Annotated in this window: 10 protein-coding genes; 3 read left to right on the top strand and 7 right to left on the bottom strand. The window is 71.2% G+C overall.

Features of this window, described 5'->3' with window-relative positions:
- The first annotated feature begins 14 nt into the window (after window positions 1–14).
- Window positions 15–917 (top strand): ribokinase, encoded by a 903-nt coding sequence (locus ACZ42A_RS16270; RefSeq protein WP_468527848.1) that lies wholly within the window; start codon window positions 15–17, stop codon window positions 915–917.
- Window positions 914–1,303 (top strand): D-ribose pyranase, encoded by a 390-nt coding sequence (rbsD, locus tag ACZ42A_RS16275; RefSeq protein WP_468527849.1) that lies wholly within the window; start codon window positions 914–916, stop codon window positions 1,301–1,303. The genes ACZ42A_RS16270 and rbsD overlap by 4 nt, the downstream gene beginning before the upstream one ends.
- 7 nt (window positions 1,304–1,310) lie before the next feature.
- On the opposite strand, the gene ACZ42A_RS16280 is transcribed toward rbsD, so the two are convergent.
- The 6 genes from ACZ42A_RS16280 to ACZ42A_RS16305 form a co-directional block, all read right to left on the bottom strand.
- Window positions 1,311–2,048 carry an MOSC domain-containing protein gene (locus tag ACZ42A_RS16280; RefSeq protein ID WP_468527850.1) on the bottom strand — a complete coding sequence of 246 codons (738 nt, stop codon included), beginning with the start codon at window positions 2,046–2,048 and terminating at the stop codon, window positions 1,311–1,313.
- A 5-nt stretch (window positions 2,049–2,053) separates the two neighbouring features.
- Window positions 2,054–6,424: a hypothetical protein gene (locus ACZ42A_RS16285; protein ID WP_468527851.1), complete on the bottom strand. Its 4,371-nt coding sequence runs from the start codon at window positions 6,422–6,424 to the stop codon at window positions 2,054–2,056.
- Window positions 6,421–7,317: a hypothetical protein gene (locus ACZ42A_RS16290; RefSeq protein WP_468527852.1), complete on the bottom strand. Its 897-nt coding sequence runs from the start codon at window positions 7,315–7,317 to the stop codon at window positions 6,421–6,423. The genes ACZ42A_RS16285 and ACZ42A_RS16290 overlap by 4 nt, the downstream gene beginning before the upstream one ends.
- A gap of 92 nt (window positions 7,318–7,409) precedes the next feature.
- Complete coding sequence (locus tag ACZ42A_RS16295; RefSeq protein ID WP_468528097.1) at window positions 7,410–8,210, bottom strand: sugar phosphate isomerase/epimerase family protein; 801 nt, start codon at window positions 8,208–8,210, stop codon at window positions 7,410–7,412.
- A 38-nt stretch (window positions 8,211–8,248) separates the two neighbouring features.
- The gene (locus ACZ42A_RS16300) at window positions 8,249–9,400 is read right to left on the bottom strand and encodes a dihydrodipicolinate synthase family protein (RefSeq protein ID WP_468527853.1); all 1,152 of its coding nucleotides are present in this window, start codon (window positions 9,398–9,400) and stop codon (window positions 8,249–8,251) included.
- Window positions 9,397–10,548 (bottom strand): Gfo/Idh/MocA family protein, encoded by a 1,152-nt coding sequence (locus tag ACZ42A_RS16305; protein WP_468527854.1) that lies wholly within the window; start codon window positions 10,546–10,548, stop codon window positions 9,397–9,399. The genes ACZ42A_RS16300 and ACZ42A_RS16305 overlap by 4 nt, the downstream gene beginning before the upstream one ends.
- 362 nt (window positions 10,549–10,910) lie before the next feature.
- Here ACZ42A_RS16305 and ACZ42A_RS16310 point away from each other — a divergent pair, with 362 nt between their 5' ends.
- On the top strand, window positions 10,911–11,957 hold the full coding sequence (locus tag ACZ42A_RS16310) for a LacI family DNA-binding transcriptional regulator (protein ID WP_468527855.1): 1,047 nt from the start codon (window positions 10,911–10,913) through the stop codon (window positions 11,955–11,957).
- A gap of 126 nt (window positions 11,958–12,083) precedes the next feature.
- Here ACZ42A_RS16310 and ACZ42A_RS16315 read toward each other — a convergent pair whose 3' ends face one another.
- Window positions 12,084–12,680, bottom strand: coding sequence for a hypothetical protein (locus ACZ42A_RS16315; RefSeq protein WP_468527856.1), 597 nt, complete (start codon window positions 12,678–12,680; stop codon window positions 12,084–12,086).
- Window positions 12,681–12,692: the final 12 nt, after the last annotated feature.

The following is a 12,692-nucleotide window of genomic DNA, read 5'->3' on the forward strand; positions in this document are numbered from 1 at the left end:
CGGGGAGAGAAGTGATGTACGACTACGACCTCCTGGTCGTGGGGTCGGCCAACGCCGACCTGGTGATCGGCGTGGAGCGGCGGCCGGGGCCCGGCGAGACGGTGCTCGGCTCCGACCTGGCGGTGCACCCGGGCGGCAAGGGCGCCAACCAGGCGGTCGCGGCGGCCCGGCTCGGTGCCCGTACGGCCCTGGTGGCCCGGGTCGGCGACGACGCGCACGGCCGCCTGCTGCTGGACGCGCAGCGGGCGGCCGGGGTCGACACGGTGGGCGTCCTGGTGGGCGGTGCCCCGACCGGGGTCGCGCTGATCACCGTCGACCCGTCCGGCGACAACAGCATCGTGGTGTCGCCGGGTGCGAACGGACAGCTGACGCCCGCCGACATCCGCGCGGCAGGCAGCCTCTTCCACGCCTCCCGCGTGGTGTCGGCGCAGCTGGAGATCCCGCTGGAGACGGTCGTGGAGGTCGTACGGATCCTGCCTCCGGACACCCGCTTCGTCCTCAACCCGTCCCCGCCGCGCCCCCTGCCCCCGGAGGTGCTGGCGGCCTGCGACCCGCTGATCGTCAACGAGCACGAGGCGAAGGTGCTGCTCGGCGAGGCGTGCGCCGGCGACGACCCCGAGGACTGGGCCCGGCTGCTGCTCGCCAAGGGCCCGCGCTCGGTGGTGGTGACACTGGGCGCGGCGGGCGCGCTGGTGGCGTCGCCGGAGGGTGTGGCCCGGGTGCCGTCCGTGAAGGTGGACGCCGTCGACACCACGGGCGCGGGCGACGCCTTCACGGCGGCGCTGGCGTGGCGGCTGGGGGCCGGGCAGTCGCTCGCGGACGCGGCTGCGTACGCGGCCCGCGTCGGCGCGGCGGCCGTGACGCGGGCGGGCGCGCAGGAGTCGTACCCGACGGCGGCGGAGGTCGCGGCGCTGTGAAGAAGTCCGGGATCCTCAACCGCCATCTCGCCGGGGCACTGGCCGAACTGGGCCACGGCGACGGGGTTCTGGTGTGCGACGCCGGCATGCCGATACCCACCGGTCCCCGCGTGGTCGACCTGGCCTTCCGGGCCGGGGTGCCGTCCTTCGCGGAGGTGCTGGCGGGCCTGCTGGAGGAGCTGGTGATCGAGGGCGCGACGGCGGCGACGGAGGTACGGCACGCCAATCCGGCGGCCGCCCGGCTGCTGGACGGCCACTTTCCCGACCTGACGCTGGTCCCGCACGAGCGGCTGAAGGAGCTGTCGGCGGGCGCGCGGCTCGTCGTACGCACCGGGGAGGCACGGCCGTACGCGAACGTGCTGTTGCGGTGCGGGGTGTTCTTCTAGGCGTCTCTCAGACCCGTACGGAGTCCCCCTCGGCGATCCTCCCCACCCGCACCACCTCCGCGTACACCCCCGCGATGGGCTCCGGCTCCCGCCCGGCCTGGGCGGGCAGGCTGTTGGCGCGGGTGACGACGCGCAGTGCGTGCTGGTCGCGCGGCAGGCTTCCGTGGGCGAGCGTCGGAATCGCGCAGCGGGGCGTACCGGCGGCCACGCGCAGTACGGCCTCGTCGCCGATGCGCAGGTCCCGCCCGATCCAGTCGTTCTCGACGAAGCCGTCACCGCCGGTGTCCACCACGATGTTCGGCCGGTACCGCTCGATCTCGGCGAGCCCGCGCGGGTTCTCGGCGGCCAGGCGCTTGAGGGTCGCCGTGGTCAGCAGATGCACCGGCGCGCCCTCGAAGATGGATGCGGGCACGGGGGTGGGGGCGAGGGTGACGGGCCGGCCGACGTACTCCGAGAGCACGGTGTCGACGTGCGGGTCGGTGCTGTGCGTGCTGCCGCCGCCGTCCGGCAGCGCGATCCGGGTGCCGCCCTGCTCGTCCACGGTCGCGGTGCATCTCAGCAACGTCTGATACAGCCGCGCCTGGATCGCGGTGACGGCCTGCCCGCTCTCCGGGTCCAGCAACGCCAATCGCCGATCCCCCGCCAGGCCATCGGCGGTGAGATCGGCGGCGGGGACGCGTTGGCCGAGCATGGCCTTCACGGGGTAGCGCCAGAGTGCGGTGACCGTGCCCAGCGTGGTGTCCATGCATCTCAGGGTCGCATGGGGAGCGGCGGCAGGCGCAGGCACAGTAGTCCTGCGGCGGTTTGTACGGCGACGAGTTGGGGCGAGATCAGGGTCCACGCTTGGACGCCGGTAGCCAGCCGGATGTGACAGACCGGTGCCGCATCGGTGCCGTCGAGGAGGACGAAGCTGTCGTCGGAGCAGAGGACGAGGAGGCCTTGCCGACCGTCGGACATCAGGGGACGCAAGCCGACGGCGGCGTTGCCGTCGGGGACCTGCCAGTGCAGGAGTCGGGTGTCCGTGCGTGCGTCGTGGACGGTGACGGATCCGTCCCGGTGCGCTTGGGCGACGACGGGTCGGCCGCTCCAGTCGCCGATGGCCAGGACGAGCTCGTTCGGCCCCTTCCTGTTCAAGGCCGATTCGGGGCGCACGACACCGGCTTGGGCACCCGAGGGAATCTCGTACACGTGGATCGGTCGCTTGGGAGAGTGCCCCAGAGCAGCGAATGTCCGGTCTCCGATCGAGGCGACATCGAGTGTGGGCACCGTGTCGGAGAGGAAGAGCAACAGATTCCGCCACATGGTTTTCCTCATGAGGCGCTTCCCGCTCAAGAGGTCCCAGACAACGAAGCCGAAACCTGTGTAAGTGACGAGGAGATGACGCTCTGCGCGGCTCCCGGCCAGTGCAACGGGCCGCGATTTCCGAATCCGCATCCGGCGCGACGTGAGAGAGGAGCGAACGTCAGCGAAGTAGCTGATCTCCTGTGAGCGACTGGTCACCTGCAGGCGGGCAACCGCCGGAAGATCGGGGCTTTCCGATGTCACCAGGCCGTCGATGCTCTTGGAGAAGGGCCAAGGAGCGACCGAACGCCCGGACTCGGGATCCAGGGCGATCCACTCTCCGGCCCGACGCGCCAGTAACAGTTTGTTGCCCTGCGCCCAACCGACGGACAGAGAGGACTTCTGCTTTCCGTGACCGACCGGGGGCCGGGCGGTAGGTGTCTGCTTCGCGTCCAACGGGACGATCCACGCCTTCAGGGTCCCCCCTCCTGGGGCGGTCGAGGTGATGACCACTGTCCTTTCAGGGCCGAGAGGGAACTGGATCACCGGCTGCGCCCGGTCGTCCGTTGACACGGAAGCCACGAACTTCTCTTCCCTGGGGGCTCCCCGTGACACGACGACAGCCGCGTCCATGGATCCCACCACCAACGGGCCGCCTTCGCCCGGCAGGACTCCCGCCACCTGTACCTGCGGATCCAAACCACAGTCGATTTCCGTCAGCCATGGCTTGGGCGTCGGCGTATGCCCCCTACTGCCACTGGTGGTCACATAGACCTGTTCTCCCCACACGGTCAGGTCGTGGACTTCCTCTCTGAGGTACTTCCCCACCGCGCGCGAGTCGACTTCCTTCCATGTGTTCGGGTCAATCGTGTACCGAGTGACCCGATGACCGAAAACGATTTGCTGGCTTCCGTCAGGGCTTCCGTCAGGCTGGTCCACCACATCGGACCAAGAGGTAGCCTCCGCGACAATGAGACACCCCTCATGAATGCCACAGGCGACAGCCGAGCTGTCGATCCCCACAGACTTGCCACTGGCCTCGAATCTGGCCCGGCCTGTGCCCGGATCCACCACGTGAACGCTGGTATTGCTACCCAACAGCACAGCGATCGGTGAGCCGTTCAGCAAGGTCAGACGGCTGTGCTCGATGAATCCGTTCCGGTATGCCGGCCCCACCGGACTCCGCTCTTTGACGTCCCACACGCTCACCGCTCTCGTCGTGCGTACGAGAAGCCACGCGCGGTCGCCGTCGTCACATGCGGCCAGTTCCTCGACGGAGTCGCTCTCCTCCCGGGAGACGGGCAGTTCGTACAGTTCCTCGCCCGTCTCGAAGTCCCACAGCCGGACCCGGTTCGGGGTCTCCCCTGTCGCGATCACCAGACGTCCGTCCAGGCGGAACGCCGCAGTCGCCACGACCCGGCTGTCGAACCCTCCGATCGCGCGGTAGGGAGCGGCGTCCTGGAGGCTTTCCCACTGGACGTCGAACGGCAGGCGCGGGAATCGCTGCTTCAGGAGCAGGGAGAGTTGGGCCGCGTGTGTCTGTGCTGCCGCCAGGTTCAGTTGCGCTGCCTTGGCGTCGAGGTCCGGCTGTCTTCGGAGGTGCGGAGCGCAACGGAGCCAGGTGTCGGCGGCTTCCACCGCGCGCCGGTGCCGCGGATCGTTCCGCAGGTCCGGCAGGGCGGTGGCGAGTGCGCGACGGAGTGAGACATCGTCGGCGGTCAGCAGGAAGAGGGGGTCTGCGAGGACCTCTGGCAGCAGTCCGTGCTCGGACAGATGGGTGGCCAGGTGGGCGTGGAGATACGGGTCGGCCTCCGGCCAGTCCCGAGTGCCCGTCTCGGAGTGCCGAGGTACTGCGGCGAGCAGGGCACGGGCGACGTGTAGCCCTGCTTCGGGGCCGAGGCCTGAGAGGAGATCTTCGGCGAAGGCCTCGTGGTAGAGCCGGTAGACCGACCGCCCGTGCGCGTCGGACTGCTCCACGATGTAGGGCGCGCCCTCGCGCAGGATCCAGCGCAGGTCGTCCTCGGTGAGGGCCTCGTCCGTGAGGGCACCGGCGATCGCCAGCCACACCGCCCCGGCGGCGAGACCCGCGCCTTCCGCGAAGGCCAGGGCGGCGAGAAGAGCGCGGCCCTGTGCCTCGCCGGCGCCCAGTCGTGCACCAAGGGCCCAGCGGAAGGCCGGCCCGACACCATCGGCGCCCCCCAGTGCGGGAAGCCGGTCGAGCCGGCGACCTTCGCGCACGTTCACGTCCTGGTCCTGCTGGGCCAGTGCGCGTGCCAGCAGCCGGGCGACCAGGTAGACGCCTGCGGCACGGTGCGCGATCTCACGGGCCGCTTCGACCAGGGCGGAGCCGGCGTCGGCGTACGGACTGTGGCTGGCAGGCCCGTTCGGTTCGCGCAGCAGCTTGCGCGCGTACGTCTCGATGTCACCGGTGCTGGTCCATCGGGGCTCGTCCAGATCCAGTCGGACGAAAGCGGGTCCGAGCCGGTCCACGACGTGCGGCCGGGCGCCGACGAGCAGCCGTACTGACTCCAGCTCGGCCATCGGCCGCAGCAGGGAGGCGGCGATACGTGCCGGCTCGCTTCCGCCGGCCGTGCCGGCCTCGTCGAGGGCGTCGATCACGACGAACAGCGGCTCGGTCCGGTGCCGCAGCGCTGCCAGCAGCTCGGCCGGGCCCTCGGCGGACAGCCCGGCGGCGTGGGCGATGCCCGAGGCGACCTCCTCCAGCAGCAGGTTGCGTGCGTGGATGGCGACGTCCACCGCGCGGTGGGGCAGCGGAATGTCGGCGGGTACGTCGGGCAGCGTCGCCCGTCGGCTGGGGTCGGCGAGCAGCACGAGCCGGCCCAGCAGTGCGGACTTGCCTACGCCGGGTCCGCCGGTGACGACGAGGTTGTCTGCCGAGTCGGCCGACGTGTTGTTCAGCCAGTCGACGAGGTGGGCGAGCGCGACCGCTCGGCCCGTGAAGTAGGAGCCGTCACCCCCCATCGCGTCCGCGCCTCGGCCTCGCGGGTCGAAATGGGCGAGGAGTTCGGCGCGTCTGCGCCGCCCTTCGGGGCTGAGCCAGGTCTGCTGCTCGGCGAGGTCCATGGGGGCCTCGTCCTGGTCGGGGAGGTCGGGGACGTAGCGGGGGTTGGGGAAGAAGGCGAAGCCTTCGCCGTGGGGAGTGCCGTAGGCGGCATGCTGCCGCTTTTTCAGACGGATGTTGACTTGCTCGATGAGGTCAGGGAGGTACAGGCGTCGCTGTCTGTTACCGCCGAGCAGCAAGTCGTCGACCGACTCGGCGAGGGCCTTGGCGAAGGCGCCGTCCGCCGCCGTTTCGCAGGCACGGGCGGCGACGATCACGGAAAGCTCGCTGATCTCACTGAAATCAGCCGCTCGGCTTCCGCTGAGCTGGGCACGGACGAGCTGTGCGTGTGTCCGGACGGCGTCGGCGCCGCCGTGCCCGGCGAAGCACGTGTCGATGATCACCAGCAGCCGTCGGATGCCGTTCTCGGTGACGATCCGGATCAGGTCTTCGGTGGCCAGTGCCGTACTGGCCAGCTTGCCCGTACGGCTGTCGGCGAAGAGCAGGTAGTGCTGCTCGTGATCGAAATCGCCGTGGCCGGTGTAGTAGAGGACCGCCGCCTGGTCCGTTCGGTCGGTGTCCCCGGCCCACGAGGCGAGCGTGTCGCGAAAGCGGTGGGTCGTGAGGTCCCGCAGCGGTTCGGCGACGTGGTAGCCGAACCGGGCGAACAGCTCGCCGATGATGGCCAGGTCGCGGGGGACAGCCTCGAGGTCGTCCTGGAAGGCGTACTTCTCCGTACCGCAGAGCAGTGCGACCCGTTGAACGTCTTCCTCGCTCATACCGACAGTCCCGCAGCGATCGCCGCTCCCGTCTCCCGCGCGGTCAGGTGATGCTCGATCGCATGGGCCTTCCAGCCGTTGTGGACGGGCACGTCGTTCACCTTCCGTGTCCCGTTGCCGAAGAGCGGCGCGAGCTCCTTGACGAGCGCGACGAAGTCGTAGGCGTCGCACAGGTTCGTCCATGTCCCGACCCCGGCCGGCCAGTGTCCCCGGCCGTCCTCGGGCGTGGGCCGCAGCCGGTCGAAGACGAGTCGCGGAATGCCGAGCGGGGACCCTGTGGTGACGAGCGTGGTGATCGGCCACTCCGGATGAGCACAGAGCGCTTCGTACGCCACCACCGAGCCGAGCGAGTGCCCCACCACCACCCGGGTGTCCTCACTGATCGCCGCGGCGACCTGCTCCTGCACCCGCTCGCGCGTCTCCGGCTCGGTGAGGTAGCGACGCACCTGAGCGAGGTGGCCGATGAGAAAGCGGTCGGCGGTCTGAGCGACGTAACGAGAACGGCTCAGTGCGTACAGCGCTCGTTGAACGGTCCGCGGAACCTGCGCCTTGGACCGCTCGTCAGGGTCGGGCGGCGGCGGAACACGACCCGGTTCGGCACGGGCCGCCTCCGCCCACATCGCGAGGAGCAGCTCCACTTCGAAGGGGTCGGTCGGTAACCCGGCGCTGCCCTTGATGCCGGGCTTGCGGAACAAGTCGCCGTAGAACGCGACTTCGATGTCCTCCGGCGCGAGCGGTGGCCCCTCCGCCAGCCGGACTCCGTCGACCACGGCGGACGCCACGGAGTTGTGCAGCGTCCGCGGCCCCAGATACTGCTTCCCGATGCCGTGAACCAGGACCACTGCCGCCATGGACCATCTCCCCCGGACTGTGCCGATCAGCGTGCCGCTCATGGTAGCGACGAGTGAGCGCCGTCACAGTCCGTCCTGCACACCGATGCGCCTGCCTCCCTCCCCCTGCTCGGGAGGCAGGCGCATCACCTCCGCTACGGCATCACGTGCCGCACGAACCTCTCCGCGGTCTCCGCCAGCACCTCCCGCCCGTCCCGCGCCCACAGCTCGTCGTTGAACAGCTCCACCTCGATGGCGCCGGTGTACCCGGCGGCCTCGACGTACGCCTTCCACTCGCGCATGTCGATCGCGCCGTCGCCGATCTGGCCGCGGCCCGTGAGGACGCCTTCCGGCAGCGGCGTCGTCCAGTCGGCGAGCTGGAAGGTGTGGATGCGGCCGGACGCGCCCGCGCGGGCGATCTGTTCCGGGGCCCGGTCGTCCCACCAGATGTGGTACGTGTCGACCGTGACGCCGACCTGGTGGGCGGGGAAGCGCTCCGCCAGGTCGAGGGCCTGGGACAGGGTCGAGACGACGCAGCGGTCGGACGCGTACATGGGGTGCAGGGGCTCGATGGCCAGCCGTACGCCGTGCTGCTCCGCGTACGGGCCGAGTTCCGCCAGCGCGTCCGCGATGCGCTCCCGCGCGCCGTACAGGTCCTTGGAGCCGGCGGGGAGGCCGCCGGAGACCAGGACCAGGGTGTCGGTGCCGAGGGTCGCCGCCTCGTCGACCGCGCGGCGGTTGTCGTCCAGCGCGCGGGCCCGCTCCGCCGGGTCGATCGCCGTGAAGAAGCCGCCGCGGCACAGGGTCGTCACCGTCAGGCCCGCGTCGCGGATCAGCTTGGCGGTGGCCTCCAGGCCGTACGACTGGACCGGCTCGCGCCACAGGCCCACGTTCCCGATGCCCAGTTCGTTGCAGGCCTCCGCCAGTTCCGGCATCGACAGCTGCTTCACCGTCATCTGGTTGATGGAGAAGCGGTCCAGTCCTCGTCCGTCGCTCACTGGGTCACTCCGTACATCGCCAGGAGGGTCTTCATGCGCTCCTCCGCCAGCTTCGGGTCCGGGAACAGGCCGAGGCCGTCGGCGAGTTCGTAGGCGCGGGCGAAGTGCGGGAGGGAGCGGGCCGACTGGAGGCCGCCGACCATGGTGAAGTGGGACTGGTGGCCGGCCAGCCAGGCCAGGAAGACCACGCCCGTCTTGTAGAAGCGGGTGGGGGTCTGGAAGAGGTGGCGGGAGAGGGCGACGGTGGGGTCGAGGAGGGCGCGGAAGCCTGCCACGTTCCCCGTGTCGAGGACCCGCACCGCCTCCGCCGCCAGCGGGCCCAGCGGGTCGAAGATGCCCAGCAGGGCGTGGCTGAAGCCCTGCTCGTCGCCCGCGATCAGCTCCGGGTAGTTGAAGTCGTCGCCGGTGTAGCAGCGGACGCCCTGCGGGAGGCGCCGGCGCAGGTCGATCTCGCGCTGGGCGTCCAGGAGCGAGATCTTCACGCCGTCGACCTTGTCCGGGTGCGCCGCGATCACCTCCAGGAAGGTGTCCGTCGCCGCGTCGAGGTCGGTCGAGCCCCAGTAGCCCTCCAGCGCCGGGTCGAACATCGGACCCAGCCAGTGCAGGATCACCGGTTCGGCGGCCTGGCGCAGCAGGTGGCCGTAGATCTCCAGGTAGTCCTCGGGACCGGACGCGGCCTTCGCCAGGGCGCGGGACGCCATGAGGATCGCCTGGGCGCCCGCCTCCTCGACGACGGCGAGCTGTTCCTCGTACGCCGCTCGGACCTCCGCCAGGGAGCCCTGCGCGAGCTGGTCCGTGCCCACGCCGCAGGCGATCAGGCCGCCGACGGACTTGGCCTCGGCCGCCGACCGGCGGATCAGTTCCGCCGCGCCCGCCCAGTCCAGGCCCATGCCGCGCTGGGCGGTGTCCATGGCCTCGGCGACGCCGAGTCCGTGGGACCACAGGTGGCGGCGGAAGGCGAGGGTGGCGTCCCAGTCGACGGCGGCCGGGGCGTCGGGGGTGACGTCGGCGTAGGGGTCGGCGACGACGTGCGCCGCCGAGAAGACCGTACGGGAGGTGAAGGCGGCGCCGGGAGTGACGGCGAGGGGTTCGGTGCGCGGCTCGTACGTGCGCAGTCGGCCGTGCGCGTCCGGGAGCTTGATGGTCACAGGGAGATCTCCGGTACGTCGAGACGGCGGCCCTCGGCCGAGGACTTCAGGCCCAGCTCGGCGAGCTGGACGCCGCGGGCGCCGGCCAGCAGGTCCCAGTGGTAGGGGGCGTCGGCGTAGACGTGCTTGAGGAACAGCTCCCACTGGGCCTCGAAGCCGTTGTCGAACTCCTGGTTGTCCGGGACCTCCTGCCACTGGTCGCGGAAGACCTCGGTGGCGGGGATGTCCGGGTTCCAGACCGGCTTCGGGGTGGCGCTGCGGTGCTGGACGCGGCAGTTGCGCAGGCCCGCGACCGCGGAGCCGTCCGTGCCGTCGACCTGGAACTCCACCAGCTCGTCGCGGTTGACGCGGACCGCCCATGAGGAGTTGATCTGGGCGATGGCGCCGCCCTCGAGTTCGAAGATGCCGTAGGCGGCGTCGTCCGCGGTCGCGTCGTACGGCTTGCCCTCCTCGTCCCAGCGCTGCGGGATGTGGGTGGCGGTGAGGGCCTGGACGGAGGTCACCCGGCCGAACAGCTCGTGGAGTACGTACTCCCAGTGCGGGAACATGTCGACGACGATGCCGCCGCCGTCCTCGGCGCGGTAGTTCCAGGACGGGCGCTGGGCGGCCTGCCAGTCGCCCTCGAAGACCCAGTAGCCGAACTCGCCGCGGATGGAGAGGATCCGGCCGAAGAAGCCGCCGTCGATGAGGCGCTTGAGCTTGAGCAGGCCCGGCAGGAACAGCTTGTCCTGGACGACGCCGTGCTTGATGCCGGCCTCGGCGGCCAGGCGGGCCAGCTCCAGGGCACCGTCGAGGCCCGTGGCGGTGGGCTTCTCGGTGTAGATGTGCTTGCCGGCGGCGATCGCCTTCTTGATCGCCTCCTCGCGGGCCGAGGTGACCTGGGCGTCGAAGTAGATGTCGACGGTCGGGTCGGCGAGGACCGCGTCCAGGTCGGTGGCGACGTGCTCCAGGCCGTGCTTCTCGGCGAGCGCCTTCAGGGCGTGCTCGCGCCGGCCGACCAGGATCGGCTCCGGCCACAGCACGGTGCCGTCGCCGAGGTCGAGGCCACCCTGCTCCCGGATGGCGAGGATGGAGCGGACGAGGTGCTGGCGGTAGCCCATGCGCCCCGTCACACCGTTCATGGCGATACGCACCGTCTTGCGTGTCACGTCGGTCCCTTCGTAGGCGTCGTACGCGGGGTGTGTGCGCCGCGTACGCCCCCTGGCCGTGCTGGCAGTGACTGGTGAGCGGTACAGCAAGCGCTTTCTATGTGATGAGAAGCTAGCCTCTCGGCAGGGGTCCGGACAAGACCAGTGCACACTCGACTTGTTCGAGGGGGCGAACAAGCGGGGCCGTCGGGCATATGGTCTGCACGGAACCGTGAGCGGCCACGGGGCCGTGTACGACGTCGTGGCGGGGAGCCGGCCTCCCCGGCGACGCCGGACCCGCCGGCGACCGATACGCCGACGACGTACGACGAGGTACGACAGATGCGCGAGATGCGCGAGACGCGCGACCGGAGGACGACGAGATGACGGTGACCCTGGCGGACGTGGCGGCCCGCGCCCAGGTCTCGCCCGCGACGGTGTCGCGCGTGCTCAACGGGAACTACCCCGTGGCCGCCTCGACCCGGGAGCGGGTGCTGAAGGCGGTCGACGAACTGGACTACGTCCTCAACGGCCCCGCGAGCGCGCTCGCCGCGGCCACGTCCGACCTCGTCGGCATCCTCGTGAACGACATCGCCGACCCGTTCTTCGGGATCATGGCGAGTGCCATCCAGTCCGAGATCGGCGGGCCTGGCGGGCGTGCGGGCGGGGAGCGGCTGGCGGTCGTGTGCAACACGGGCGGCTCGCCCGAGCGGGAGCTGACGTATCTGACGCTGCTCCAGCGGCAGCGGGCCGCGGCCGTCGTGCTGACCGGCGGCGCCGTGGAGAACGCGCAGCACGTGGCGGCGGTGGCGGCGAAGCTGCGCAAGCTGGCGGACGCCGGGACCCGGGTCGTCCTGTGCGGCCGACCGCCCGCGCCGGACACCGACGCGGTCGCCCTCACCTTCGACAACCGCGGCGGCGGCAAGGAGCTGACGGAACACCTGATCGGCCTCGGCCACCGCCGCCTCGGCTACATCGCCGGCCCCGAGGAGCGCACCACGACCCGCCACCGCCTGGAGGGCCACCGCGCCGCGCTCGCCGCCGCGGGCATCGAGGAGGACCCCCGCTGGACGGTCCACGGCCGCTACGACCGCCGCTCCGGCTACGAGGCCACCCTGGAACTCCTGCGCCGTGACCCGACCCTGACCGCGGTGGTCGCCGCCAACGACTCCGTCGCCCTCGGCGCCTGCGCCGCCCTGCGCGAGTCCGGCCTGCGCATCCCCGAGGACGTCTCGGTCGCCGGCTTCGACGATCTCCCCTTCAGCATCGACGCGGTGCCTGCCCTCACAACGGTCCGCCTGCCGCTCGCCGAGGCGGGAGCCCGGGCCGGCCGCATCGCGATGGGCCGCGAGGAGCCGCCGCCGGGCGGGATCGCCACGGCGCGGGGGGAGTTGATGGTGCGGGGGTCCACCGGGGTGCCGCGGGCTTGAGCCGGCAGGGCGGTCAGGGCGGGGCCCGGTGAGGCGGGGCACCCGAGCACCGGGCCGCGTGCGCCGGGGGCCCCGGCCGGAGTAGCCGCACACGTGCGCCGGAGGACGCGGTGCGCGGCATGAGGTTCAGGGCGGGCCGAGCAACGGGTGGCCGGGGCCCGCCTGGCGCAGGGGCCGGCCGCCGAGCCCCATACGGCGGACGCCGCGCGGGGAGAAGGTCATCGGGCCGATCCAGCCGTGGCGGACGAGGGCGATCTGGGACGGCAGGGGGGTCACCGGATCGACGGCTCTGCCGTGGGACCAGTTCTGGAACAGGCCCTCGGTGGTCCGCACCGCGGTCACCACCATGGTCACCTTCACGTCCCCCTCGCCCCACGTGTTCCACAGCGCCCACCCCTCCGGGCGAGGCTCGACGCCGATCCGTGCGCAGACCTGCTCGTAGGCTTCGTCGATTCCGGCCGGCATGGAGCCGGGCTTGAGCACGGTGGCACCGACGAGTCTGATCAGGGGGCGATCCTCCTCGTCCGTACAGCCGTCGCCCTCGAAGTGGTGACTGCGCAGCGCCCGGGCGAGGGCGTTCACGCTGCGCTGGAGCGGGGTGGCGTCCTCTGGGTCCGCCGCCAGGGAGCGCCAGCCCTCGTCGGCCGCCTCCACGCTGACGCGGTGGGCGAGGCGTTCGATCTCGCGGAGGTAGTCCGTTTCGCTCAGCTCGGGTGCGGTCATGGGGCGCAGTCT

This window comes from Streptomyces sp. NPDC030838 (assembly GCF_055572035.1).